General features: G+C 42.9%; 24 protein-coding genes and 4 tRNA genes. 11 read left to right on the top strand and 17 right to left on the bottom strand.

What is annotated here, in order from left to right:
• The first annotated feature begins 408 nt into the window (after nucleotides 1-408).
• From L6C30_RS08470 to L6C30_RS08495, 6 genes are read left to right on the top strand one after another with little or no spacing between them, the layout of a single operon-like run.
• Entirely contained in the window at nucleotides 409-3,246 is a 2,838-nt protein-coding gene (locus tag L6C30_RS08470; RefSeq protein WP_236162875.1) for a monovalent cation/H+ antiporter subunit A, read from the top strand.
• A 4-nt stretch (nucleotides 3,247-3,250) separates the two neighbouring features.
• Complete coding sequence (locus L6C30_RS08475; protein WP_236162874.1) at nucleotides 3,251-3,616, top strand: Na+/H+ antiporter subunit C; 366 nt, start codon at nucleotides 3,251-3,253, stop codon at nucleotides 3,614-3,616.
• Nucleotides 3,616-5,424 carry a monovalent cation/H+ antiporter subunit D gene (locus L6C30_RS08480; protein ID WP_236162873.1) on the top strand — a complete coding sequence of 603 codons (1,809 nt, stop codon included), beginning with the start codon at nucleotides 3,616-3,618 and terminating at the stop codon, nucleotides 5,422-5,424. The genes L6C30_RS08475 and L6C30_RS08480 overlap by 1 nt, the downstream gene beginning before the upstream one ends.
• A 2-nt stretch (nucleotides 5,425-5,426) precedes the next feature.
• Nucleotides 5,427-5,960 carry a Na+/H+ antiporter subunit E gene (locus tag L6C30_RS08485; RefSeq protein ID WP_151835687.1) on the top strand — a complete coding sequence of 178 codons (534 nt, stop codon included), beginning with the start codon at nucleotides 5,427-5,429 and terminating at the stop codon, nucleotides 5,958-5,960.
• Nucleotides 5,957-6,232 carry a monovalent cation/H+ antiporter subunit F gene (locus L6C30_RS08490; protein WP_151835688.1) on the top strand — a complete coding sequence of 92 codons (276 nt, stop codon included), beginning with the start codon at nucleotides 5,957-5,959 and terminating at the stop codon, nucleotides 6,230-6,232. Before L6C30_RS08485 ends, L6C30_RS08490 begins: the two co-directional genes overlap by 4 nt.
• 11 nt (nucleotides 6,233-6,243) lie before the next feature.
• Entirely contained in the window at nucleotides 6,244-6,642 is a 399-nt protein-coding gene (locus L6C30_RS08495; protein WP_151835689.1) for a Na+/H+ antiporter subunit G, read from the top strand.
• A gap of 129 nt (nucleotides 6,643-6,771) precedes the next feature.
• Here the strand turns inward: L6C30_RS08495 and L6C30_RS08500 are convergent, their stop codons facing one another.
• From L6C30_RS08500 to tpiA, 10 genes are all read right to left on the bottom strand, one after another.
• Nucleotides 6,772-7,176, bottom strand: a complete 405-nt coding sequence (locus L6C30_RS08500; protein ID WP_019836077.1) for a ribosome-binding factor A — start codon at nucleotides 7,174-7,176, stop codon at nucleotides 6,772-6,774.
• Nucleotides 7,176-9,902 carry a translation initiation factor IF-2 gene (gene infB, locus L6C30_RS08505; RefSeq protein WP_019836078.1) on the bottom strand — a complete coding sequence of 909 codons (2,727 nt, stop codon included), beginning with the start codon at nucleotides 9,900-9,902 and terminating at the stop codon, nucleotides 7,176-7,178. The genes L6C30_RS08500 and infB overlap by 1 nt, the downstream gene beginning before the upstream one ends.
• A gap of 10 nt (nucleotides 9,903-9,912) precedes the next feature.
• Nucleotides 9,913-11,397 carry a transcription termination factor NusA gene (gene nusA, locus L6C30_RS08510; protein ID WP_019836079.1) on the bottom strand — a complete coding sequence of 495 codons (1,485 nt, stop codon included), beginning with the start codon at nucleotides 11,395-11,397 and terminating at the stop codon, nucleotides 9,913-9,915.
• Nucleotides 11,398-11,432: 35 nt separating this feature from the next.
• Nucleotides 11,433-11,957 (bottom strand): ribosome maturation factor RimP, encoded by a 525-nt coding sequence (gene rimP / locus L6C30_RS08515; protein WP_019836080.1) that lies wholly within the window; start codon nucleotides 11,955-11,957, stop codon nucleotides 11,433-11,435.
• 322 nt (nucleotides 11,958-12,279) lie between these two features.
• Nucleotides 12,280-12,356, bottom strand: a tRNA-Met gene (locus L6C30_RS08520).
• A 91-nt stretch (nucleotides 12,357-12,447) separates the two neighbouring features.
• Nucleotides 12,448-12,524: transfer RNA gene (locus L6C30_RS08525), tRNA-Met, on the bottom strand.
• 77 nt (nucleotides 12,525-12,601) lie between these two features.
• Nucleotides 12,602-12,678 (bottom strand) — tRNA-Met (locus L6C30_RS08530).
• A gap of 49 nt (nucleotides 12,679-12,727) precedes the next feature.
• Nucleotides 12,728-12,812 (bottom strand) — tRNA-Leu (locus tag L6C30_RS08535).
• Between the two features lie 53 nt (nucleotides 12,813-12,865).
• Nucleotides 12,866-13,195, bottom strand: coding sequence for a preprotein translocase subunit SecG (secG, locus tag L6C30_RS08540; RefSeq protein ID WP_004975868.1), 330 nt, complete (start codon nucleotides 13,193-13,195; stop codon nucleotides 12,866-12,868).
• Nucleotides 13,196-13,208: 13 nt separating this feature from the next.
• On the bottom strand, nucleotides 13,209-14,000 hold the full coding sequence (gene tpiA / locus L6C30_RS08545) for a triose-phosphate isomerase (RefSeq protein WP_236162872.1): 792 nt from the start codon (nucleotides 13,998-14,000) through the stop codon (nucleotides 13,209-13,211).
• A gap of 278 nt (nucleotides 14,001-14,278) precedes the next feature.
• Here tpiA and pilB point away from each other — a divergent pair, with 278 nt between their 5' ends.
• From pilB to coaE, 4 genes are read left to right on the top strand one after another with little or no spacing between them, the layout of a single operon-like run.
• Nucleotides 14,279-15,991, top strand: a complete 1,713-nt coding sequence (pilB, locus tag L6C30_RS08550; RefSeq protein ID WP_070154366.1) for a type IV-A pilus assembly ATPase PilB — start codon at nucleotides 14,279-14,281, stop codon at nucleotides 15,989-15,991.
• 30 nt (nucleotides 15,992-16,021) lie between these two features.
• The gene (locus L6C30_RS08555; RefSeq protein WP_019836082.1) at nucleotides 16,022-17,248 is read left to right on the top strand and encodes a type II secretion system F family protein; all 1,227 of its coding nucleotides are present in this window, start codon (nucleotides 16,022-16,024) and stop codon (nucleotides 17,246-17,248) included.
• Nucleotides 17,248-18,108, top strand: coding sequence for an A24 family peptidase (locus tag L6C30_RS14915; protein ID WP_268920009.1), 861 nt, complete (start codon nucleotides 17,248-17,250; stop codon nucleotides 18,106-18,108). The genes L6C30_RS08555 and L6C30_RS14915 overlap by 1 nt, the downstream gene beginning before the upstream one ends.
• Before the next feature lie 9 nt (nucleotides 18,109-18,117).
• On the top strand, nucleotides 18,118-18,717 hold the full coding sequence (coaE, locus tag L6C30_RS08570) for a dephospho-CoA kinase (RefSeq protein WP_004975860.1): 600 nt from the start codon (nucleotides 18,118-18,120) through the stop codon (nucleotides 18,715-18,717).
• Nucleotides 18,718-18,722: 5 nt separating this feature from the next.
• Here coaE and L6C30_RS08575 read toward each other — a convergent pair whose 3' ends face one another.
• From L6C30_RS08575 to L6C30_RS08585, 3 genes are all read right to left on the bottom strand, one after another.
• Nucleotides 18,723-19,643, bottom strand: coding sequence for a DMT family transporter (locus L6C30_RS08575; RefSeq protein WP_178318356.1), 921 nt, complete (start codon nucleotides 19,641-19,643; stop codon nucleotides 18,723-18,725).
• A gap of 52 nt (nucleotides 19,644-19,695) precedes the next feature.
• Entirely contained in the window at nucleotides 19,696-20,445 is a 750-nt protein-coding gene (gene rlmB, locus L6C30_RS08580; RefSeq protein ID WP_178318338.1) for a 23S rRNA (guanosine(2251)-2'-O)-methyltransferase RlmB, read from the bottom strand.
• A gap of 187 nt (nucleotides 20,446-20,632) precedes the next feature.
• Nucleotides 20,633-20,956 carry a pyrimidine/purine nucleoside phosphorylase gene (locus L6C30_RS08585; RefSeq protein WP_019836086.1) on the bottom strand — a complete coding sequence of 108 codons (324 nt, stop codon included), beginning with the start codon at nucleotides 20,954-20,956 and terminating at the stop codon, nucleotides 20,633-20,635.
• A gap of 493 nt (nucleotides 20,957-21,449) precedes the next feature.
• Between L6C30_RS08585 and recN the strand changes: the two genes are divergently transcribed.
• Nucleotides 21,450-23,111, top strand: coding sequence for a DNA repair protein RecN (gene recN / locus L6C30_RS08590; protein ID WP_178318337.1), 1,662 nt, complete (start codon nucleotides 21,450-21,452; stop codon nucleotides 23,109-23,111).
• Between the two features lie 61 nt (nucleotides 23,112-23,172).
• Here recN and L6C30_RS08595 read toward each other — a convergent pair whose 3' ends face one another.
• From L6C30_RS08595 to L6C30_RS08610, 4 genes are read right to left on the bottom strand one after another with little or no spacing between them, the layout of a single operon-like run.
• Nucleotides 23,173-24,159: a CsgG/HfaB family protein gene (locus tag L6C30_RS08595; protein WP_236162871.1), complete on the bottom strand. Its 987-nt coding sequence runs from the start codon at nucleotides 24,157-24,159 to the stop codon at nucleotides 23,173-23,175.
• 56 nt (nucleotides 24,160-24,215) lie between these two features.
• On the bottom strand, nucleotides 24,216-24,818 hold the full coding sequence (gene lpoB, locus L6C30_RS08600) for a penicillin-binding protein activator LpoB (protein WP_004975849.1): 603 nt from the start codon (nucleotides 24,816-24,818) through the stop codon (nucleotides 24,216-24,218).
• A 13-nt stretch (nucleotides 24,819-24,831) separates the two neighbouring features.
• Nucleotides 24,832-25,233, bottom strand: a complete 402-nt coding sequence (locus L6C30_RS08605) for a DUF1425 domain-containing protein (RefSeq protein ID WP_019836090.1) — start codon at nucleotides 25,231-25,233, stop codon at nucleotides 24,832-24,834.
• A 16-nt stretch (nucleotides 25,234-25,249) separates the two neighbouring features.
• Nucleotides 25,250-26,614 (bottom strand): COG3014 family protein, encoded by a 1,365-nt coding sequence (locus tag L6C30_RS08610; RefSeq protein ID WP_026438322.1) that lies wholly within the window; start codon nucleotides 26,612-26,614, stop codon nucleotides 25,250-25,252.
• Nucleotides 26,615-26,780 lie beyond the last annotated feature (166 nt).

Genomic DNA, 26,780 nt, shown 5'->3' on the forward strand with positions numbered 1-26,780 from the left:
TTTTATATCTTGAATAGTGTCTAATGACCTTTCAAACACGGTGAGAGCTGTAAAAAAAATGCGGTCGATGTAGATCAACTTCATCCATAGTTCAACTAGGTTGTAAATTGACACATCTCCATATTTTTAACACAGCTTTAACCAAACCCAGCACAACCTAATTCGCTGCATCGTCAGCGAAAGATCAGCATATTTTTGCTGCTTGAGCCGCCTAGCCATGTAAAATTATTTTTGCATGATCTTGTTTTGAGTTTAAGTTGCGACAATACGCTCATCAAAACAATAGACCACGTGTTTACTAACACAACTGATTGGCTTTCAAGATTGAATCTTTTGGATGGTGTGTTGCTGTCCTGTAATCCTTGGAAGATAAGATTCACCCTTTAGGTTTTCAACCTATTCACGACAATGGATATGAGTGTGCTACCGATTATTATATTGTTACCGTTAGTACTGGGCACAACCCTTGTCTCGTGGCTGAAACAATTTTCACGCGGGGTAACGGCTTTAGGGGCGATTGGCGTCAGTCTGAGTAGTCTTATTCTGCTCCTGACTCAAGCAAAAGCAGTCTTTAATGGCAAAACGATCATTCAAACATGGTCTTGGCTGCCACAATTGGGGATTGATTTAAGCTTTCGTCTAGATGCGCTTGGTTTATTATTCTCCTTGCTGATCACAGGAATCGGCACACTCATCTTTATTTATGCCTATTATTATTTAAGTCCGCAAAACTCGCTCAGTAAACTCTATTTTCTCCTCATGCTGTTTATGGCTGCCATGTTGGGAATCTCGCTCTCCAATAACCTGATTTTGTTGCTGACGTTTTGGGAACTGACCAGTATTTCCTCTTTCTTATTGGTGGGTTATTGGAGCAATTACGAAGCGGCACAACGCGGCTCACGTATGGCACTGACCATTACAGGTATGGGCGGACTCGCCATGCTCGGTGGTTTTGTGTTATTGGCGCAAATCACAGGCACCTATCAAATTGACCAAATCTTAATGATGACTGAACAAATTCAAAGTCATGATTTATTTGTGCCAACCTTATTGCTGATTTTACTGGGTGCATTTACTAAAAGTGCGCAATTTCCGTTTCACTTCTGGCTACCGAATGCCATGGCTGCTCCCACGCCTGTTTCTGCCTATCTGCATTCGGCAACCATGGTCAAAGCAGGGATTTTCTTGCTGGCGCGCTTATTGCCAATTTTTGCAGGCGCAGCGTTATATCACAACCTAGTCACCTTTATTGGTCTGTTTACGCTCTGTATGGCAGCATTCTTTGCCATTTTCAAAGAAGATTTAAAAGGCTTATTGGCATATTCCACCATCAGTCATTTAGGTCTGATCATGTGTTTACTGGGCATTGGTTCACCGTTGGCAGTGGCTGCAGCCATTTTCCATATCATCAACCACGCCACCTTTAAAGCGGCACTGTTTATGATTGCGGGAATTATCGACCACGAATCAGGCACACGTGATTTACGTAAACTTAGTGGCTTATGGCAACTGCTACCCTTTACCGCTACCCTCACCATGATTACCGCGGCTTCTATGGCTGGCGTACCGTTGACCAACGGCTTTTTGTCTAAAGAAATGTTCTTTACCGAACTGGTAGCAAACTTATCTGGCCCTGTACTGTGGGTTTCTGCAATTGTTGCCACACTGGCTGGTATTTTTGCAGTGGCCTATTCAATACGTTTGGTACACGGCGTTTTCTTTGACGGTCCTATTGGTAAAAATGTACCCAATAAAGAAGCTCACGAACCCCCGTTTGGCATGCGTGCACCCGCAACTTTATTGGCGGTTTTATGTATTTTAGTCGGCTTGATGCCTGCCTTATTGGTCGAGCATATTGTCAATAGCACAACTCGTGCCAGTACCCAACTGTTACAGTTTGAAGGCACACATTTAGCAATTTGGCATGGCTTTAACCTTCCCTTGCTAATGAGTGCAATTGCTTTGCTTGGCGGGATCATCTTCTATTTCTCGCTCGCCAAAGGTGGAAAAATCCGTGAAATTGACCTCGATCCACATTTAGGTCAATTCCAAGGCAAACTGCTGTTTCAATTATTCTTAAAACATTTACTACAAGTTTCTCGCAAAATTAAACGTAAAACTGAAAATGGTTCACTGCAAAGCTATTTGGTGTGGATCATTGTCTTTACAGTATTCATAGTCGCCCTACCATTATTCAATCAGGGCTTAACAACTGGTACACGCGAACTCACACATGCACCTATAATTGCCATTGTTTTATGGTTATTGCTGTTCTCTGCCTGTTGGATGATGCTGTGGTTCCACCATGAGCGCATCAAAGCTGTCTTAATCAGCGGTGCAGTTGGCTTGGTTGTCACCATGATATTTGTCGGACTGTCTGCACCTGACTTGGCACAAACCCAAATCACGGTTGATGTCGTCACCACTGTTTTATTGCTGATGAGTCTCTCCCTGCTCCCACAATTAACCCCTTATGAATCAAGCCGCTCACGTCGCTGGCGAGATGCCTTGATTGCGATTGGTGGCGGCATTGGTATCGGCTGGATTGCATGGCTGGTGATAACCCGCGACCATAATTCAATTTCATGGTTCTTTAATCAGCAATCCATTCCTCTCGGTGGCGGAACCAACGTGGTCAACGTCATTTTGGTAGACTTCCGTGTTTTCGATACCTTTGGTGAAATTGCCGTCTTGGGCATTGCCGCGATTGGTACGCTCTGTTTAATGGATGGTATGCGTGCGCACGGCACTATCATGACGCAAGGTTTAACCTACCGCTTTAATCCTTCACCGTTGATGCTGCGTATTACCGCCTCATGGATTTTACCTATCGCCCTTGTGATCAGTCTGTATATTTTCTTGCGCGGTCATAACTTACCGGGTGGAGGCTTTATTGCTGGTTTAATTACCGCAATGGCACTAATCATCCAATACATTGCGCTTGGTCAAGACCAGACCGAACAAATGCTCAAAGCCAAATCTGGACGTTTATACGAGATTTGGATTGGTGTGGGTTTAAGCATTGCAGGTCTGACAGGTCTTGCCGCATGGTTCTGGGGACGTCCTTTCCTCACTAGCGCACATATTTATGTCAATCCTCCAATCATTGGTGAAATGCACCTCGCTTCAGCCGCCTTATTTGATGTGGGCGTGTATGTCACAGTGGTTGGCGCGGTTATGTTGATGATTTCGGTCTTGGGCGATTCACGTCACTCAGGCATGTCTGGCCCACTTCCAAAGGAATAATGCAATGATTAGTATCGAGTTTTTAATTGCGTCTGCCATTGGGATGTTAGTCGCGACAGGGATTTATTTAATTTTACGTGCCCGTACCTTTCCTGTTGTTTTGGGTTTAGCGATGATTGGTTATGCAGTCAATATTTTCTTATTTAGTATGGGGCGTATTCAGACCAATGCGCCTGCAATTTTGACTGAAGCCGCGAAAGTCTCTGACCCATTACCGCAAGCCTTGGTGTTAACTGCAATTGTGATTGGCTTTGCCACCATTGCATTTATTGTGCAATTGGCGTTGCGTAGCCGTTATGAAACAGGGACAGACCACGTCGATGCCAAAGAAGAATATCCACTGCTTGACCCACGTGAGGATGAGCCATAATGACTGATTTCCTCCAATTTTGGCTACAGCATTCACCTATCTTTAGCATCTTAATTCCAACCTTTACCGCATTTATTTTGGTGCTATTAGGTAATCCGGGCTTTGGTTCACTCTCACATGACTGGCGTCAGCCATGGCGTCGTGGTATTAGTCAGATCTCTGCCACGCTCGGTTTAATCACTGCGATCAGCTATTTAATCCAAGTCAGCAGCGGACAAATTATTGTTTATAACTTGAGCGAATGGGCCGCACCATTTGGCATTGTTTTAGTGCTAGATCAACTGTCTGCCCTCATGTTGGTACTGACTTATTCACTTGCTCTGCCATTGCTTTGGTTTTCCAGCAAGAAATGGGATGAGCGTGGTCGCTATTTTCACACCATGGTGCATTTCCTGCTCATGGGACTTTGCGGTGCATTCCTCACAGGTGACTTGTTTAACCTGTTCGTTTTCTTTGAGGTATTACTCCTTGCTTCTTATGTGTTGTTATTGCACGGTCAAGGCAAAGCACGTTTTCAACTCGGGATTCATTACGTCACCATCAACCTATTAGCCTCTGCCCTCTTCCTAATTGGCTTAGGGATGATTTACGGTAGTGTCGGCAGTTTAAACATGACCGATGTGGCGCGTCTAATTCCCCTACTCGATGCTGATGCACATAAAATTGCGGTGGCAGGTGGCTTACTGCTATTTGTGGTGTTTGGTATTAAAGCTGCCATGCTTCCTGTCGGTTTTTGGTTACCTAAAACCTATGCCGTGGCAACAACTCCTGTAGCAGCCTTGTTCACCATCATGACCAAAGTCGGTGTGTATGCTATTTTGCGAGTCAATGGAACCGTATTTGATGATGAGCTGAGCCATAAAATCTTACAAGACTGCTTACTGACGATTGGTTTGATTACTTCCCTGTATGGAGTCATTGGCGCGATTGGTGCTGAGCGCTTACGTCGCTTTGTCGGTTTTATGATGCTGTCTTCAATTGGTACCATCCTGATTGCTATTTCAATGCTGAACACACAGGCATGGTCAGCTGCACTGTATTACTTGGTACACAGTACCTTAATTGCAGCGGCTTTCTATTTGCTGTGCGGTTGGATTACCTCTCAACGTGGCGCATTTAAAGATCACTTCAACATTGCCCCGCAAATGAAGCAACATAAAGTACTGGCTATCACGTACTTCATGATTGCATTAATGATGGCGGGCTTACCACCATTTAGTGGATTTTTGGGCAAGGTCTTTATTTTGCAAGCCTCTGCCAATATGGCACATCAAGGCTGGATTATTGGCATCATTCTCTTGGTCAGCTTGCTTAGTATTATTGCGTTCACCCGTGTCGGCTTTATTTTATTTTGGCGCGCGACCAAACCTGAAGATGATATACGCACTGAAGCCTATGATGAATATCAGAGATTGCCTGCAATTGCTCCGCCCCGCAATGACCGTGTCATTTATTTGCTCCTGACGGGTTTGGTACTGTACGTAGTATTTGCTAATCCAATTCAGCAATATATGCTGAATACTGCACAGCAAATTCAACATAATGCTGCCTATGAAGCACTGATTCTGAAAAAAGACCGTACTGGAAATGTGATTAGCGTACAACCTTATGATCCATTGTACTTACCTGAAACCAAGTACGGTGGCGAAGCAATCGATGCCAATGCACATTTAATTCCATACGTGATTCATCCAAATACCTTGGAAGGTGAACATATTTCTGACTATAAACAACGTCAAATTCAACAGCAAAATCGTGAGGAAGCGCAGCAACCTAGCGATACTCAACTCAAACCTGCGGAGCCCTAAACATGCAAAAAACGACATCGAAAACTTCGTTTTGGGACAACCTGCTGCCCCATCCATTTGTATCTGTATTGGTGGCACTGAGTTGGCTGATGTTGGCGCATAGTGTTTCTGCAGGAAATCTGTTGATGGCACTGGTTTTGGCACTACTAATTCCTAAATTGATCCAGCCCTTTATCACGCGTACACCAGACATCAATTGGACTGCAGCCAGTCGCCTATTCTTTGTGGTGGTCTGGGATATTATGATTTCTAATATTCGTGTGGCTAAACTGGTACTTGGCCCGACAGATCGCATGCAGCCAAAATGGTTCCGTGTCCCTCTCGAAACACAGCACGAACAGGTCAACAGTATTTTGGCGATGATCATTACCACCACACCAGGCACGGTCACGGCTGGTATTGACCAAGATCGTGGTGATATTTTGGTACATGCCTTAAACACTACAGATGAAAGTGTAGATATTCAAGACATCAAAAATCGTTATGAAAAACCACTGATTGAAATTTTTGATGCGCAGTCAGGAGAAAAGCAATGATGATTCTGCCTTATGCACTTGGAATCTGCATGGTTGCGATTACACTTTCCATGTTGTTGTGCTTATACCGTCTGATTATTGGCCCTTCTATTGTGGACCGTCTGCTGGCCTTGGATACCTTATTTTTAAATGCAACCTGCTTGGTGGTAGTTCTGGGTATCTATTGGAGCACCACCTCCTTATTTGAAGGTGCATTATTGGTGGCGATGCTAGGCTTTGTGTCTACTGCAGCACTGGCGCGTTATTTTACCAGTGGTCATGTCATTAATTAAGGAGAATGAACATGCAATTACTCATGGAAATTTTAGTGTCATTCTTTTTAATCATTGGCGCATTTTTCATGTTAGTGGGCGGCATCGGCATGGTTCGCCTGCCCGACTTATTTATGCGACTGCATGCCCCTACAAAATCCAGCACTTTAGGACTGGGAAGTTTCTTAATTGCAGCCATTATTTATGCGGCATTTGAAGGACGATTTGGCTTTCCAGAAGTATTAATCACCCTATTTGCATTTATTACCGCACCTGTTTCTGCCAATTTAATGGCACAGGCAGCACTGCATTTACGTTTACGTTCGATGAGTGGTAATGTGCCTGAAACCTTAGATCGTCCATTACCGTGGCAACGCCAACGTCGTAATTTACGTCGCTACGAAAAAAAATCTAATGATGATTTGGTGTAGAGCAAAAAAAAGCATCGTATCCCATATGATCTTGCTTACATTGCAAAAGCTCAAACATGATAGATAAACATTCATTGATTCTGATAGACAAAAAAATGCCACCCGAAGGTGGCATTTTTTATTACTGAGTTATTCTTCATCTTGCTTAGGTGCTGCAGGAGGTAAATCTTTTACCGCTTCTGCAATCAAACCAAACATATAGTTACCGTAGGCATTGGTTTTATCGTAGTGAAAACGCAAACGTGGGGTAATACGTGTCTTAATACGACGGCTTAACTCATGGCGCAAGAAGCCCGATGCTTTATTCAACACATCCAAGGTTTCTTTATTTGCCGCTTCGCTTTGCTCATCGCCTAATTCACGTCCCATGACGGTCACGTACACTTCGGCATATCCTAAGTCTGGGCTCACCTTCACCGCAGAGATGGTCACCAGACCACCTAGGCGTGGATCTTTCAGCTCTTGGCGAATCAGTTCTGACAGCTCGCGCTGTACTGTATCCGCCATACGCTTCAGACGTTGACTACCCGCCATTAAAGACTCCGTTTAATCAATTGAACATCGTACACTTCAATCTTATCAAGTGGTTTGATGTCTTTATAGCCTTTCACTGCAAGACCACATTCCATACCTGCGCGAACTTCTTCGACCACTTCTTTATAACGACGAAGTGACTCAAGCTCACCTTGGAATACCACCACATCATCACGCAATACGCGAATTGGTTTGTTACGGTGAAGTACGCCTTCAAGTACCATACAACCTGCGGCTGCCCCAAACTTACTCGAGTGGAACACTTCACGCACTTCTGCAACACCCAAAATAGTTTCACGATGTTCAGGTGCAAGCTTACCGCTCATTGCATCTTTCACATCATCAATTAATTGATAGATGATACTGTAGTAACGAATGTCAATGCCATCCGCATCGGCTTTTTGACGCGCAGTATTGTCAGCACGTACGTTAAAGCCCAGTAATACAGCTTCTGAAGATTCTGCAAGCGTAACGTCAGACTCGGTGATTGCACCTACGCCTGAACCAATCACACGTACACGTACTTCATCGGTGGACAACTCGCCCAAGGCAACAATCAAGGCTTCCAAAGTACCACGTACATCTGTCTTCAAGACCACATTGACAAATGGAACATCTTTTTTGCCCATAGATGCCATGATGTTTTCAAGACGCATCGCGCTTTGACGCTCAAGACGTTTTTGACGCTCACGATCCATACGCGCATCGGCAACTTCACGTGCTTTCTTCTCGTCATTTACAACAAGAACTTCATCACCCGCCATTGGCGCTTCAGGTAAACCTAAAATTTCAACTGGAATTGAAGGGCCTGCAGATTTAATACGCTTACCGTTTTCATCAGTCATGGCACGAACGCGGCCATAAGATGAGCCTGCAAGTACCAAGTCACCTACATTCAAAGTACCGTTTTGTACCAGAATTGAAGTCACTGCACCACGACCTTTATCTACACGCGCTTCAATCACCACACCTTGCGCTGCACCTTCTTCAGATGCTTTCAATTCCATCATTTCTGCTTGAATTGAAATTAAGTCAAGAAGTTCATCAATACCTTGACCTGAATGCGCTGAAACCATTGCGACAGGTACGTCACCGCCCCATTGTTCAGGTACGATTTGTTTAGTGGTCAATTCATTCAATACGCGGTCTGGATCAGCTGACTCTTTGTCCATTTTGTTAATGGCAACAATGATTGGCGTACCCGCTGCACGCGCATGGTCAATGGCTTCTGCAGTTTGTGGCATCACACCATCATCTGCAGCAACTACCAATACCACGATATCTGTTGCTTTCGCACCACGTGAACGCATTGCGGTAAACGCTGCGTGTCCCGGTGTATCCAAGAAAGTGATAATACCTTTCTCGGTTTGCACGTGGTATGCACCAATGTGCTGGGTAATACCACCCGCTTCGCCTGCAGCCACTTTGGCACGACGAATACGGTCAAGTAACGACGTCTTACCATGGTCAACGTGACCCATGATGGTCACCACTGGTGGACGTGTTGTTTGAACACCACGTGCCTCTTCAGCTGCTTCAAGTAAGTTATCTTCAGCTTGCGTATCCGATACTAAAACTGGGTTATGACCCATTTCTTCAACCACAAGTGCCGCAACTTCTTGCTCAATCGCTTGATTTTGTGTAACTAACTCACCCATTTTCATGAGTGATTTAATCACCTCACGGACTTTAACTGCCATTTTTGCAGCCAAGTCAGCAACCACAATCGTTGCACCAATTTCAACATCATACACTTGTTTTTTAACTGGTTTTTCAAAGCCGTGCTTGTTGGCTTGGCTCGTTTTCAAACCGCGTTTATGTGGATTTTGGCTGAAAGATTGCTCTTCCTGACCACGACGACCACCTTTTTTCGGTGAACGTGTATTAGTGGTACTGGTACCACGCTTAATTTCGCGGTCTTCTTTAGCAAATGAATCTTCATATGCCTGACCCACAAGACCAGCCGCCAATGGAGAATCATCTACAACACGAATAGTCGCGGTGGCATCTTCATTTGAGTATTTAGATGCCATCTGACGCATTTGCTCAAGCGTACGTTGCTGTGCTTCTTCAGCCGCTTTACGACGTGCCGCTTCTTCAGTCGCTTTCAACTGAGCTGCTTGCGCTTCACGCGCTTTCTTTTGCTCAGGTGTTTCAGTGACTTTTACTGCTTGCTTCACAATTGGCTTGTTGGTTGACTTACGTTTCACCACAACCGCAGCTTTCGCAACTTCTTGCTTAGCTGTTTCTTGCTTCGCTGCTGCACGCATTGCATCTAAAGCTTGTTTCGCTTTTACAGCACCTGCTTGAGGCGCATCTGCTTTTGCATTGCTCTTTTCTGTCACGGCACGGGCTTGCTGTTCTGCTTGCGCTTTTTCAGCTGCTTCTGCCTGTGCTTTTGCCAGTGCTTCCGCTTTAATCTGTTCAGGATCAGGCTTTGTAAATGTATGCTTTTTGCGAACTTGTACATTAATCGTTTTCGCTTTGCCCGAAGTACTTGCCACTTTAGCGGTACTGGTGGTTTTACGTTTCAACGTGATTTGTCCTGCTTTACCCTCTTGACCGTGAACCTTTTTTAAATGGTTCACTAGGGTACTTTGTTGTTCCGTGGAAATAATATCGTCAGCATTACGCTGTGGTAAACCTGCGTCACGAACCTGTTCCAGGAGTTTCTCAACTGGACGACCTACACTGAGCGCTAACTCTTTAATCGACTTGTCCGTCATATATTACCTCCTAGTTAAACCATGATTCGCGCGCTTTCATAATCAATTGACCCGCTTTTTCTGTACCTAAACCTTCAATATCTTCGATATCGTCAGTCGCTTGGTCAGCTAAATCATCAACTGTAATGACACCACGAGCGGCAAGCGCATAAGCGATCTCTTGTGTCATGCCTTCCATTGCTAGAAGTTCTTCACTCGGATCTTGGATATTTTCTTGCTGTTGCAATGCATCTGCCAAAGCCACTTCTTTGGCACGACTTTGTAACATTTCAACAAGTTCTTCATCTAAATCAATTTCGTCAAATGTTTCCGCAGGAACATACGCAATTTCTTCTAATGAAGTGAAGCCCATTTCTACCAATGCCATCGCCAAATCTTCAGCAATGTCTAGACGTGAAACAAACAAGTCCAAGTATTGTTGCGCTTCATTTTGCTGACGTGCGTGATACTCTTCTTCAAGCATCATGTTCAGCTTGTAACCTGTGAGTTCAGAGGCTAAACGTACGTTTTGACCTTGTGAACCAATGGCACGCGCTAACTGATCGCTAGTGGCGAAAATAATATCAGCAGTACGTTCTTCTTCATCGATCACAATACCCGATACATCGGCTGGCTCTAAAGCACTGGCGATATATTGTGCAGGATCATCAGACCACACCACAACATCAATACGCTCACCATTTAACTCTTGCTGTACCGCTTGGATACGTGTACCACGCATACCAATACATGCACCTACAGGGTCAATACGGTGGTCGTTGGTTTTTACTGCAATTTTTGCACGTACACCAGGCTGACGCGCTGCCGCTTTAATCTCGATGATTTCTTCAGAAATTTCTGGAATTTCTTTTTTCATCAAAGCAATCAGCATTTCAGGCTTAGCACGTGACAACAACAATTGAGCACCACGACCTTCACGGTTCACACTGTACAAAATTGCATTCACACGCTGCTTAGGACGCAAAATTTCTTTGGCAATCATTTCTTCACGCGCCAAATATGCTTCTGCATTGTCGCCTAAATCAATAATAAAGCCATCTTTGGTTTGCTTTTTCACTTCACCGTAAATCAGCTCGCCTACTTTAGCTTCATAAGCATCTGCAACCAACGCGCGTTCTGCTTCACGAATTTTTTGCACAATCACTTGCTTGGCAATTTGCGCAGCAATACGACCGAAGTCAATTGACTCAACTTCAAGTTCGCGAATATCACCAATTGACCATTGTGCAGGGTCTACATCAGAAATTGCATCTTGGCATGCAGGCATTTCATGATCTTCATCTGCCACCACTTCCCACTGACGGAAAGTTCTGTAGTCACCTGTTTTACGATCAATTTCCACACGTAAGCGTGCTTCTTCTGAGTTTGTGCCTTCATAGAATTTCTTTTTCGTCGCAGCAACAAGAGCCTGTTCAAGCGCCTCAAAAATTGCCTCACGACTTACACCTTTTTCGTTACTAACCGTTTCAACGACGGTAAGAATTTCACGTGCCATAAGTCACCTATTCGTTCAGATTCTTATTAATTTGGTTAATCCTGGTAAATCAGGTTTGCTTTATCAATATTGTGACTGTCAATCTCCAATACCTGCTGTTTTTCCACTTCGACCTGAATGGTTTCATTTTCCAGATCTACAGCAACCAATTTCGCTTGAAATTTACGACGGTTTTCTACAGCACTGATTAAACGTAACGCAATAGTATGCCCAATATACGCAGGCAATTGCTCTAATTGGAAAAATGGACGATCCCAACCAGGTGATGACACTTCAAGTGCATATTCACCTGAAATTGGATCATGCACATCAAGCATTGCACCAACTTGCTGGGTTACACGTACACAATCTTGCACACCAATACCACGACCTTGCTCTAATTCGCCATCTTCATTTAAGACAGGTTCTGCATTTTCATCGACAGCTTTGTCGATATAAATACGTAACAAAGAACGCTTACCTTGTGGAATAAACTCGATTCCCCAAAGATCCACATCACATGCTTGCACTGCTGGCGCAATTAAGTCCTGAAGTGCTTGAGTTTTATTTGATAGCTTCATTTACTCTCGTCATTCTGCTGCGGTTCAATGGTCTTATTTGACCACTACACATTCATACAAACTATAGTAGTAGTGAAACATGACACTTTGACTTTAGGCCGCGCACGGCTTGTATCGACACTACACGATAGCCAATAAAAAAGGGCGTAATCGCCCCTATTCTTGCACAGTAAAACCTATATCCACTGTGCAAAAAGGCCCACCTAGTTGTGAGCCTCTTTAGAAACTTGGCTGTGGGGATTAGACTAAATCTAACCATCTTTGCTAGTTTATTGTGCTGAATTCAATCAACTAAAACTAACGTACCACAGCATTAGAAACTTGGTAGCGGGAGCTGGATTTGAACCAACGACCTTCGGGTTATGAGCCCGACGAGCTACCAGACTGCTCCATCCCGCATCAACGTGCAAAAAATTATATACAAAAATGAATAAGTTTTCAATCAAACTTCTCATATTTGCCTGACTTAAGTTGCACCTTAGTCAGATTTTGGTAGCGGGAGCTGGATTTGAACCAACGACCTTCGGGTTATGAGCCCGACGAGCTACCAGACTGCTCCATCCCGCAACAAAATGTAAATACTTATCTCAACCCAAAAAAATTTAAGTCGCCCACGCTTAATTTACCAAAAGCTTAGGATTGATTGGTAGCGGGAGCTGGATTTGAACCAACGACCTTCGGGTTATGAGCCCGACGAGCTACCAGACTGCTCCATCCCGCATCAACAGATTTGCTGCTTAACACCAACTTATGTTTTCTGGATTATAAGTTGGTGCGGAAGGGGGGACTTGAACCCCCACGCCCGAAAGCACTACCACCTCAAGGTAGCGTGTCTACCAATTCCACCACCACCGCAGCTGTGACGCATTCTAGTCGCATCATGCGAAAAAAGAAAGTGCTAAATAAAATTATTCAGCGCTTTTAGGCGCAGTTGGTGAAGTTTCAGGCGATACTGGCTGTGCAGGGGCAGTCGTTTGCACAGTCTGCAAACTATATGCACCTGTGGTTTGTTTCTTGGCAAACACCGCTAAAGTTAAACTCGTTGCAAAAAACAACGCTGTCAAAATTGCAGTTAAACGCGTTAAAAAGTTGCCTGAGCCTGACGCACCAAATACGGTTGCCGCACCACCGCCACCAAAAGAAGCGCCTGCATCTGCACCTTTACCATGCTGAACCAAAATTAGTCCAATCATTAAAATGGCTAAGATAATATGTACTACCAGCACAAATGTTTGCATGCTGAACTCCTCATTATTGTGTATTTGCAAAGGCTTGCGCAATTTGATGGAACGATGCTGCATTTAAAGATGCACCACCGACCAAAGCACCATTAATGTCTGGGCAGGCTGCTAACTCTACGGCATTTTCTGGTTTTACACTACCACCATATAAAATCGGTAGAGTCACAGCATAAGCGGTGATTTGACTTAAACCTTCACGAATTTTTGCATGCATGGTTTGCGCATCTTCAGGTGATGCTGTCTTGCCTGTGCCAATTGCCCAAATAGGTTCATAGGCAATTACAATCTGTTGCCATTGCTCAGCGTCAACCACGGCAGCAATATCACAAATTTGTTGCAAAACAACTTGCTCTGCCTGACCACTTTCACGTTGTTGCAGACTTTCCCCCACACAATAAATAACAGTCAAACCAGCCTGCAAGGCATTTTTAACTTTTTCATTCAAAATGCTTGGTGTGTCTGCAAATAGTTCACGACGTTCTGAATGCCCAACCAATACATAATCAATTTGACTGTCTTTTAGCAATTCTGCACTGACTTCGCCCGTATATGCACCCAAACCCGCAATACGAGACAGGTCTTGTGCAACGGTATAGACAGGACGTACTGCTTCACTCAAAGCAGCTTGAGTTTGTGTCAAAGCCAAAGTGACAGGTGCAATCCCCAAATGACACTTTTCAGCCTCTACAGGGCTGTCTTGTAATAATTTTTTAAATTCAGAAATAAGTTGCTGAGCATCGGCACGCATCGGATTCATCTTCCAATTGCCAACCACCCAAGGCTTAAACGTCGTAGCCGACATAGAATAACCTGCAAAAACAATTCATTTAATCGCGCACATTCTACACGCAAATCACATTTCTGCTGAGTTTTTTGTGCAAGCTTTGCATCAAACTGCTGCATGAAGTATCTTTTCATGGCAGGACTTACAATTTTTTTAGCAGATTAATGTAACTGGTTCATGCTTTTAGGCGATACTTAGGTGGTGACAGCACTTTCAGATATGGTATTTTTGTGCAACAAAAGTATAATTTTAAAGATACCAATTATAAACAATCTTGATTTTGAGGACGTTGGGGAATGTCAGTACAACAAGCTACACCTAAATTCACAGGTTTTATTCGACGTTTGGTCGAAGACGGGCTCGTTTCTGCTGAGACTATGCAAACCGCCATTATGGCTGCTCACAAAGAAAAAGTAGATATTGTTCCCTATCTCATTCAGAACTTAAATATTTCACCTCTGCTGATTGCTGAAAAAATTTCCAATGAGTTTGGTGAACCTATTTTTGACTTGAGTGTCTATGATTCCGCTTTGATTGTGCGTGAAGGCATCGATGAAAAACTGTTCAGCAAATATTGTCTACTGCCTATTTTTAAGCGTAATCACCTGCTTTACGTTGCGACCAGTAACCCCACCAATATCGAAGCAATGGATGCAATTCGTTTCAACAGTAAAATGAATGTTGAAGCCATTGTAGTTGAACATGACAAATTGGTAAAACTGATTGAACAGAACTTTGCCAACGAATCTAGCTTTGAATTTGAAGATGATGACTTCGATCTCAACTTTGAAGATGGCAATAGCGAACCAGAACAAGCTGCAGAAGATGAACCGCAGGGTGATGAATCCCCAATTGTTAAATACATCAACAAATTACTGATTGATGCAATTCGCATGGGCGCTTCGGACTTACATTTTGAACCGTATGAAAAAACCTATCGAGTGCGTTATCGTGTCGATGGTGTATTACGTCAAATTGCCACACCACCCTTACAGTTAGCCAACCGCTTGGCATCACGTTTAAAAGTGATGTCCCAAATGGATATTTCTGAAAAACGTGTACCGCAAGATGGTCGTATTAAATTAAAACTATCTAAAAACAAGTCCATCGACTTCCGTGTGAACTCGTTGCCAACCTTGTTCGGTGAAAAAATTGTACTGCGTATTCTTGACCCATCTAGTGCGATGCTTGGGATTGACGCTTTGGGTTATGAACCAGAACAAAAAGAATTGTTCATGGAAGCTTTAGAGAAACCGCAAGGCATGTTACTGATTACAGGTCCAACGGGTTCGGGTAAAACGGTATCGCTATATACAGGCTTAAATATCTTAAACAGAGAAGATACCAACATTTCCACCGCCGAAGACCCAGTGGAAATTAACTTAGAAGGTATCAATCAGGTTAACGTTAACAATAAAGTGGGCCTAACCTTCGCAGCCGCTCTGAAATCTTTCTTACGTCAAGACCCTGATATTGTCATGGTGGGTGAGATTCGTGACCTTGAAACTGCAGAAATTGCAATTAAAGCAGCCCAAACAGGTCACATGGTTTTATCTACCCTACACACCAACAGTGCACCAGAAACTTTAACGCGTTTACGCAATATGGGCGTTCCCTCCTTTAACATTGCAACTTCGGTGAACCTCGTCATTGCGCAGCGTTTGGCACGACGCCTATGCCCGCATTGCAAAGCACCTTCTGACATTCCAAGACAAAGTTTATTGGAAATGGGCTTCACTGAAGCCGATTTGAGCAATCCAGAATTTCAGGTCTATCAACCTGTAGGCTGTTCTGAATGCCGTGAAGGTTATAAAGGACGTGTTGGTGTTTATGAAGTGATGAAAGTCACACCAGAAATTTCCAGAATTATTATGGAGGATGGTAATGCCATCCAAATTGCTGATGCGTCAGCAAAATCGGGGTTTAACAATCTGCGTCGTTCGGGGTTACTTAAGGTCATGCAGGGGGTGACTTCATTGCAAGAAGTCAATCGTGTGACCAGTGAATAGTTGTAAAATTTAAAATAAGGATAAATACGCATGGCTGTCAAAAAAGCACAGATGATGCCCACCTTCGTTTATGAAGGGATTGACCGCAAAGGGGCTAAGTTAAAAGGGGAAATTCCAGCGCGTAATATGGCTTTAGCAAAGGTCACATTACGTAAACAAGGGATTACCATCAAGACGATTCGCCAAAAGAAAAAGAATATTCTTGAAGGCTTAATGAAAAAACGGGTGTCGACCTTAGACATCACCATTTTCACGCGTCAGCTTGCCACCATGATGAAAGCAGGTGTGCCTTTGGTGCAAAGCTTTGAGATTGTTGCCGAAGGTCTTGAAAACCCCGCCATGCGTGAAGTGGTTTTAGGCATTAAAGGTGAAGTGGAAGGCGGGAATACCTTTGCTGGCGCATTGCGTAAATATCCTCAATATTTTGACAACCTATTCTGCTCTTTGGTTGAATCTGGTGAACAATCGGGTGCCCTTGAAACCATGCTAGATCGTGTCGCGATCTATAAAGAAAAGAGTGAGTTACTCAAACAAAAAATTAAAAAAGCCATGAAATACCCTGCAACGGTCATTGTGGTAGCCGTGATTGTGACCATTATTTTGATGGTGAAAGTCGTACCCGTATTTGAAGAGTTGTTTAGCTCTTTTGGTGCAGACTTGCCTGCCTTCACTAAAATGGTGGTGAACATGTCACAATGGATGCAGAAATACTGGTTTATTCTGATTATTGTGATTGGGGTCATCATCGCAGGTTTCTTGGAAGCTAAAAAACGCAGTAAAAAATTCCGTGACTTCTTAGACAAAGCGGCACTGAAAGCGCCTATTTTTGGTGACTTGGTTTATAAAGCCATTATTGCACGTTATAGCCGTACTTTAGCCACTACTTTTGCTGCAGGTGTACCCTTAATTGATGCTTTAGAATCCACAGCAGGGGCAACCAATAACGTGGTCTATGAAGAAGCGGTGATGAAAATCCGTGAGGATGTCGCAACAGGTCAGCAGCTACAATTTGCCATGCGTGTCACCAATAAATTCCCGTCTATGGCAGTGCAAATGGTAGCCATTGGTGAAGAATCAGGTGCGCTAGATGCCATGCTAGATAAAGTCGCAACCCACTATGAAAACGAAGTCGACAACGCAGTAGATGGCTTAACCTCAATGATGGAGCCGTTGATTATGTCTGTCTTGGGTATTTTAGTGGGTGGTTTAGTTGTCGCCATGTACCTTCCAATCTTCCAAATGGGTTCTGTGGTTTAATGCAAGAATTAATCGCGTACTTTATCCAAAATCCAACTGCGCTCTATATCGCAGTTGGACTTTTTAGTTTATGTATTGGCAGTTTTTTGAATGTGGTGATTTACCGCACCCCAAAAATGATGGAACAGGAGTGGCGTAATGACTGCCAAATGTTATTACATCCTGAACAAGCCATTATTGATGAAAGTAAAATCACCCTGAGCAAACCTGCATCGACCTGCCCCAAATGTCACAACCCAATTCGTTGGTATCAAAATATTCCTGTGCTGAGTTGGTTGGTATTACGCGGTAAATGTGGCAACTGCCAAAACCTGATCAGCGTACGTTATCCAATGATTGAAGTATTAACCGCTGTTTGCGCCCTGATTGTGCTTGCGGTATTTGGCCCAACTGTACAAATGCTGTTTGGTTTGCTGCTCACTTATACCTTGATTGCACTCACCTTCATTGATTTTGATACACAACTCTTGCCAGACCGTTACACCCTGCCTTTGGCTGCACTGGGTTTGGCAGTAAACAGCTATGCCACCTATACCTCACCGACATCGGCAATTTGGGGTTATGTAATTGGCTTCCTATGTCTATGGGTGGTGTATTACCTGTTTAAAATCGTCACAGGCAAAGAAGGCATGGGCTATGGTGACTTCAAGCTCCTTGCCGCTTTAGGTGCATGGATGGGGCCGATGATGTTACCCCTGATTGTGCTGCTATCGTCCTTAGTTGGGGCTATTATTGGCATTATTCTGTTAAAAGTGCGTAAAGAAAACCAACCCTTTGCATTTGGTCCGTATATCGCCATTGCGGGCTGGATTGCCTTTTTATGGGGCGAGCAAATCATGAAAGTATATTTGGGACAATAAGGACAGCACATGCGTTTTGTTTTGGGTCTAACAGGAGGAATTGGCAGTGGCAAGTCTGCAGCCAGTGCGTGGTTCGAGACCCAAGGCATTGTTGTGGTCGATGCGGATGTTGTTGCACGTGAAGTGGTTGAAAAAGGACAGCCTACCTTAAAGCAAATTCAACAACACTTTGGCGATTGGGTTTTACTTGAAAATGGCGAACTAGATCGTCGTGCCTTACGTGAACACATTTTCAAAGAACCAAGTGCACGACAAGCACTTGAAAAAATCACCCACCCTGCAATTCGTGAATCGATTATTCAACAATTAGATACTGCCGACAGTCCCTATGTGGTTTTGGTTTCACCACTCTTGTTTGAAACCAATCAACATCAATTGACCCGACATACATTATTGATTGATGCTACTGAAGCCCTACAAATTCACCGTGCTTCACAACGTGATGGTCAAACGGTTGAGCAAATTCATAAAATTATTCAAGCACAAATGCCACGTGCTGAAAAACAACGCCTAGCCGATGACATTGTGCTAAATGATGGGCATTTAGATCATTTGTATAGCAAACTTGAAGTATTGCATCAGCAGTATTTAAAGCGAGCGATGCAGTAAGCAAATTAATCTGACTGTTGTTTTTGCTGTTCAAGTTGAGCTTTTAAGCTGTCAGGTCGAGCCCACCAACGCCAAGGTTGCAAAGCACCAATCCCCATACCCACCAAGCCACATAAAATTGCTAAACTCAAAGGTTCACCCAATAAAGGGACAGCAAGAATCGCAGCGATAAACGGCGCCAAGGTCACAATACTGCCAGTTTTGAATGCTCCCAAACGCTTAATTGCCTCGACATAGCTAAGTGTTGCGATGATCACCACAAACACTCCATGAAAAATAGTTTGCAGCAATAAATGAATCGGTTCAGGTGTGCTGAGTTGTTTCGGGAAAAACAGTACGTAAATCGGGACATAGACGATTGCCGACCAAATTGCGACACCCGCCATAGCATGCCAAGCGGAAAGCTTCCATTGTCTTAATAAAACCGTAAACACACCCCACCAAATAGCGCTGATAAAAAACAGTCCATCCCCAAGTCCAAAGGCAACACCTGTTTCTTGATACATCAGCGCACTCATACCCGCAATGGCAGTCAACATAATTACAATACTGATCCAGGTATGTCGGTCAAAAGGCACTCGAAATAATACCCAAGCCGCAATAGCGGTACAAACAGGAATACAACCATTCAGAAAAATAGCAGCATGAGCAGCAGGTACATAATGAAAAGCGCTATACGCAGTCAGGCAATAGCCCACTCCGCCAATCATTGCCAAAATAAAAGGCTCTTTTTTCCATAAAAATGCCGTATCTCTTTTCCAGATGAGAATCGGCATTAAAATACAAAAAGCCAAAGCGAAGCGTAAGGCGGTAATATCCCAAGCGCTGATCTGCCATTGTGCATTCAGCCGAGCAGTTAGGGTAAAACCACCCCAAATACACATGGTAACAAGCACCAAAGCATAACCTTGCTTTTGCGGAGACAGACGAATCACTGTGTTGAAAACATCAATAGAATAGCAAATACAAAATCAGCAATTAAGCCTGACGCTGACGGCAAGCTTCATACAATGCCATGCCTGTTGCAACACTGACATTCAGACTTTGCAGATTTCCTGCCATTGGAATAAATACGGTTTGATCACATTGTGACTGGGTAATTGGGCGTAAACCTGTATCTTCTGCGCCCATCACCACGCATACTGCTGTGCCTGTAAAGTCAAATTGCTGAATTGGCAAAGCTTTTTCATCCAGCATCGTACCCACCACGCGCACATTAAACTCTTGTTTCAAATGCGCCAAAGTACGTGCCAAATTGGTCACTTGGATAAATTTGACTTTTTCTGCACCACCTGCAGCTACTTTGCGTGCAGTTGGGGTCAAACTTGCTGAACGATCACGCGGCACAATCACGGCAGTAACCCCCATCGCAGCGGCAGTACGGATACACGCACCTAAATTATGCGGGTCGGTGACTTGGTCGAGCGCCAAAAGTAAAGGCTTACTATCAGTCTGCAACAAGGCATCCAAGTCCTTTTCATTCAGGGTTGGATGTGGGCGCACTGCAGCCACCACTCCTTGGTGAAAAGGCAAACCTGCCAGTTTTTCCAAGCTGTCACGACTGGCTTTTTGCACACTAATGCCAAATGGTTCGGCAAGTTCTAAAATTTTTTGTAAACGCTGATCATCACGCCCTTTTAAGGTAAAAAGAGTTAAGACGCGCTCTGGCTCAAGCTCCAATAATGACTCCACCGAGTGAACGCCATAATAATATTCAGGTTTTGCCATGAACGACCTCTAATTAATGCACCAATAAACCAGCGAAAACGAAAAATCCTGCAAAGCTGACTTTACAGGATTTCAATAAGATCTAGTTTAACCGATTCGGGTGAAAATTTCTTGATTCAATTCCGACCTTTTGAGTGTTCAAGCAGGAAAAATTGATAACTCAGTTAATACCCTGTTGATCAGTTGATTAACCTTCTAAGTGACACACGTAATCAAGCACTTCGTCGGTTTCAATGCTAAAACGGCTATTGCCAGGCACATAGAATGACTGACCAGCACGGAATAATTCACTTTCTTCGCTATCGGCAATTTTGACACGACATTCACCTGAAATAATTTCCATACGTTCAGGCACATGCGTTTCGAAAATCAAGGCTTGTTCGGTCGGTAAAATTACCCCTAAGGTTTTTTTAGTACCGTCTTCAAATTGCACCGTATGACTGATGCATTGCCCACCAAAATAGACATTCGACTTTTTTACAACAGATACATGATCAAACTGAGCTGACATGCGTATTCTCCAGGTAACGCGTTTTTATATTTTTGACTGATGTAGTTTAATTCTGTCCTCAGAACTAATCAATCTGTGTTTACAGTGGGCTTTGCGTAAATTGAACAATGTTTCAATACGCAGCATGCAACACGCTGACAGCACAGTCTAAGCCAATGCCAGAGGCATGCAAAGTACTCTGCTCTAGATTCTTCCCCACTAAAGTGCTAAATCTGAATGTGAAACAGATCACAAATAGTATGTGTATCATTTAAGTTTCACCCGATCAGGCAGCACCTAAAAACTTCCTAAGCGAATATACTGCAATTTGATGACTATCAAATGAAATGGTCAACGAGTCTTGCGTTTTATATAGGATGCTTATCGGGTACATTTTTTGTTGTTTGTGCTGCAATTTAAGCTAGAATTAAACAGACGAAAATAACAGCCTTGTTATGGCATTTCCAAAACTTAACTCTCTTTCACTGACACTTTTCGCAGCTTGGATGCGTTTATGCTGACTCATTTAACACTGATTAACTTTGCCCTTGCCGACCACTTAGCACTGGATATTGAAACAGGTTTTAACGTTCTAACAGGGGAAACAGGTGCCGGTAAATCCTTACTATTAGATGCACTCTCTGCCTGTTTAGGTGAACGTACCGATACCAATTATGTGCGTTTTGGCTCAGATAAAGCCGATGTGACTGCGAGTTTCAGTTATCAGAACAATAGCCCTGAAGCACAATGGCTAAAAGAACATGAATTAGATGATGAGTCTGGTGAAATCCATTTACGTCGGGTAATTTTTGCCACAGGACGCAGCAAGGCATGGATTAATGGACGCCCAAGCAGTTTGTCAGAGCTGAAAGAAATTGGACGCTTGCTAGTACAGCTATATAGCCAGCACAGCCAACAACAATTGTTGGAACCGCCTTATCCAAAGCACTGGCTTGATCGTTATTATAATTTTTATACCCCTGCCCAAGCAGTACGTGATGCTTATAGTACCTGGCAAAAAAATATCCGACAGCATCAGGCGGCGCTGGATGCACAGGCAACTCGCAAGCAGCGCATCGAAACTCTAAACTTACAACTCGAAGAACTCGAAGAACTGGTACAAATCGATTATAAGGAGATTGAACAAGAGTTTGATCGCCTAAGCCATCATGAACATATCATGCAGGACTGCAGTTATAGCTTAAATGCCTTAGACGAAGCCGAGCAAAATATCACTCAGGAAATTGCTTCGATTATTCGCCGCTTGGAATCTCATGCGGGACGCAGTGAACAATTATCAGAAATTTATAACTCATTGTTAAATGCGCAAAGTGAATTAGATGATGCGACAGCCAATTTACGTCAGTTTATTGATCGTCAAAGCTTTGACCCTGAACGCATGGAAGAACTGAATCAAAAATTAGAAGTCTTTCATCGTTTAGCGCGTAAATACCGCACACAACCTGAATTATTAAAACAAGAATTTGATACTTGGCAAACTGAGCTCACTGCTTTACATGAACTTGAAGACCCTGAAACTTTGGCAGAACAAGTCGAAGTGGCACATCAGGACTTTTTAGCCAAAGCACAACATTTAGATGACATCCGTCGTGAAGCAGCCGCACCACTTGCCAAACAACTGACCGAGCAAGTCAAACAGTTGGCACTGCCTGAGGCACATTTTGAATTTAAGTTTGAACCTTTAGAGCAGGTTTCTGCGGAGGGGTTAAGTTTTATTCAACTACTGTTTACTGCCAACAAAGGTATTCCTGCTCAGCCATTAGCACGTGTGGCTTCTGGTGGCGAATTATCGCGGATTGCCTTGGTTATGCAAGTCATGAATGCCGAAAAAACCGAAGCTGAAGTTTTGGTTTTTGATGAAATTGATGTCGGGATTAGTGGTGGTACTGCTGAAATTGTAGGGCGTTTGCTCGCAGGTTTGGCGCAACACGTTCAAATTTTATGTATTACCCACCAAGCACAAGTAGCTGCACAGTCTGATCAACACCTTTTAGTGAAAAAGCGTCAGACCGATCCTGCCAGCAGTACCATTGTTGAATTAGAAGAAGATGCGCGTATTTTAGAATTGGCACGCATGACAGGCGGTGTTGAAATTAATGACACTACCTTGCAACACGCCAAACAATTACGCCAATTGAAGTTTCAACAGGCTTAAAAAATAAATCCCCTGATTTTCAGGGGGATTTATTTAGGTCTAAAACAAGCTTAATCATTATTTACCATTTCACAGGTTGGTCACTTGAACCAGGTGTCATTTCATAACCTGGAGAGGTATCATAAAATTGACTGCTAGAAGATTGCACAGGTTGTAGTTTAAGACCCTGTAAAATTTCAGGATTTAAACTTTGGGCAATCTTATCTGCAGTACTATCATTTAAACTGTTATTTAAAAGATTCTGTGTCATCAAGTTCGATAAGGTACGATTAAAAGTCCCTGCCGCAACTACCTTACTGGTATTCGCTTCAATCACTCGCCACGTTAAACGCACCTGCTCTGCACCAGCATTTAACCCATACATTTGTTGACCGCTAGCAACTGACAAATCGTTAATACGCCCCACGAGTAAATAATCAGCACCTACTTTTTGACCAATACGCGCTAACTCATGCGGTGCACCATCCCAATACAGGAAGTCATTTTCAAATTGCATTTCATCTATGTAATGACGATCAACAACACTTAACTGCCCTGACTGTGCCAAATAAGTACCTAAAGTATCTGATAATTCTTGACTAAACTCAGAAGCAGAAGCACCGCTGGCTAAGCGGTTATTTTTTTCTGCCATTTGAAATGGCAAGACTGCAATACGGCGCATGTGTTGATCTTGTACAGTAGATTCAAACTTCACCACATGTGCGCGAACTTTAGCGCGATAATTATTTTTAGCACCAGAAACACTCAAGACCTGAAACTTGGTGACAGAACCCGAACCTTGATTGGCTACACTAAATACAGGTGAAACTTTACCCGTATATGTCCAGCCCTGATTATTTACAGATAAAGAAACTGTTTCTTCATAATTCATTTGTGACGATACCGAAGCACCATTCACCGATTGAACTGCAATAAATAATGCTTCAGAAATAGCTTGGTGTTGTGTTGGACCACTACCCGTTGCCTCTTTAATCACTTCTTTAATCGCAGCAAAAGCAGGACTGCACAATAATCCAGATAATAAGCCTGCAAATAATATTTTTTTCATGTTCTATTCTTCAACAGCAACTGCGCTTATCACAGCGCAGTTGCTTTCAGATTAAATTAAAGACCAAAAGTTGAGCGCTTTGCTGCCTTACGGATTTCTTTTTCGCCTGTCCACTCTACAATGCCAGTTTGTAAGTTCTGCAATTTAAATGTGAACTTGTAATACACATCGCTCTTACCACCTGCATTTTTTACAATACTAGATAGATTGCCATTGAGCATATATTCAGCACCGATATGTCCACCAGTACGCACTGCAGTCGCTTGATTGACCATGCCGCTTTGTTTTTGATAGGCAAGTTGCTGCGCCATCGCATTGACAGATTTCATATCTACAAAACGGAACTTCCCTGAATTAATTAATTTGTTCTGAATCGTATCTGTAATAGATTCTGTATCGATATGTTCTTGTGTCTTGTTATGAATACGATCAAGTACAATGACTGGACGACGAGTTTGCGTCATTTGCACCACAGGTGGGAAGGTCAGCATATCATCCACCATCTTTGCAGCAATCATTTGTAGATCTGTCGATCCAAAATCTTTCGTTAAAGTTTCTACAGCCTGAGCATCACCATAACTCACTGCACTACCCGTTGTTGCACAACCTGTTGCCAAAACAGAAGTTGCTACCACAGCCATGATTAACTTTGCATTCATTGCTCTATCTCACTTATTTCTTTAAATACACAACAACATCTACAGCCGATGGATTTGGTGCTAAAGATTGCACGCCCTTCACCTCTCGACCCGTTAACTGAATTGGTTTCCAAATCGCACCTTCAGGGTTCACTTCTGCCCCATGCGCATCGACCCATACGATTTTGTAGCTAAAATCTTTGTTATTGAAACGGCGGTTTTTAATGGCAATTGATGCCTTTTTTAAGTCGCCTGCCATGGACATTCCCACACGCTCAACAAATACCTCAGTGGTTAAGACTGGGTTATTGGTAATGGTGCGAATACTTACTTCGTTATTTGCATCTGTCTGTGTAGACAAAGCATTAGGGGCTGTACATCCAACCATCGCCGCAGCACTAAGAGCGAGTAATGCGAGTTTTAACTGATTTTTCATAAAGTTCTCTTCAATATTATTGGCGTGGAATACTACTTACACTTGCTGTAATTTTGTCATTCACATGATGTGCATAAACAAATACTGTCTCATTGGCTTTTACATCCAACTTCACAGAGGAGCTTGACAAATTACCTGACGATAACTGTAAGTTGTGTGTCCCTGGTGTTAAGTTCAGACGTGCAATTTGCGTATTACTTGGCAAAGTTGTCCAAGCTCGTAAATCTGCTCGCTCGGTTGCCATATTGAGCACGTTACCTGCCAATTGCCCTAAAACACCAAATTGGTTACCAAGCTCTTTTTGAGCAGCATATTTGGCTGTGGCACGAATCACTTGGGTTGTTAAAGTTCCAACGACTTTTTCTTTTAAGTCTTTGACAGCCAATGCACCAATATCACTAATCACATAACTGTCTTGCAAAACTCGATTATTCAGCTTCACTTTCAGGCTTTTAGGTGCAACATAAGTGCTAGGTTCATAAGTTGCAAAAGCAATGTTGATAATGCCGCCCGGAGTCGGAATATCTAACTTATTTTCAACTTTCTGTGGAACGATACCTTGTTCAATAAATACAATAACAGGCACACTACTATTACTTTGTTTTGCAACCAATTGATCTAAACGCTTTACATCCTTAGCAATCTGCTCATCAGGCTGTAACTCATAAGCTTTTTTGTAATCCACCAAAGCATCGTTATATTCGCCTAAGGTTTCCCACAAGTTAGCAGCCATGTAAAAAGCATAAGCATTTTGATAAGTATTCTTAATCTTGCCCGCAATTGGATCTAAGCCAACAAATGCCTCATCTAAAACATGCAATGCGGCATTTGAAGATGCATTTGCTTTTGTATTTTTCTCTTTTTTCTTTTCAAACTCAGCCTGATGCGCCAGTTCAATTTCACGCTGAATACCCTGTGCAACACGCATTTCTACAGCAGCAGCCTCAAGGTTTTTTAGAAAAATATAATTTTTGGCTTGAGAAATATGTGCCAATACCTGTTCATGAGGTGGCACCAAATAAGGCACCACCGAATCATTACTCACCATAGAAAGTGCTTTAAATCCGACCCGACTCAGACTAATTTTTGCACGACTTTTTTGTTTATCTAGCAATTCAAAAGCCTGCTTATAATGATTCAAACTTTCTTCATACTGATGATTGACTTGTAATAAACGTGCCTGCTCCAGTAAATATAGTACGCCGTCTTTTGAATCTACTTTATCTTTAAATTTAGCAGCTAAATCTTCAGATAAATGATTATTCAAATGACTGCGAAACAAATTACCTTCTTCATTATAAGTTCCAAAAATTGCTGCTTGAGAAAAAACTGAAGCTGAAAAAACAGCAGCAAACAAACTTCCCTTTATTAAATAATTCATATTAAACCATCAAAAAAAGCTATAAAAGATGAAAATTTCACCATCTTACAAACAAAGAGATGGATCCGTAAATTTGAACAACTCCTATAAGTGATATTCTGCTCCTCAAATGATGTTATAAACATCAATATATGGAGTATTTTATGGCACGTAGACCAAGAAGAAA

Source organism: Acinetobacter sp. KAM396, assembly GCF_021602765.1.
Taxonomy (GTDB): domain Bacteria; phylum Pseudomonadota; class Gammaproteobacteria; order Pseudomonadales; family Moraxellaceae; genus Acinetobacter; species Acinetobacter towneri_A.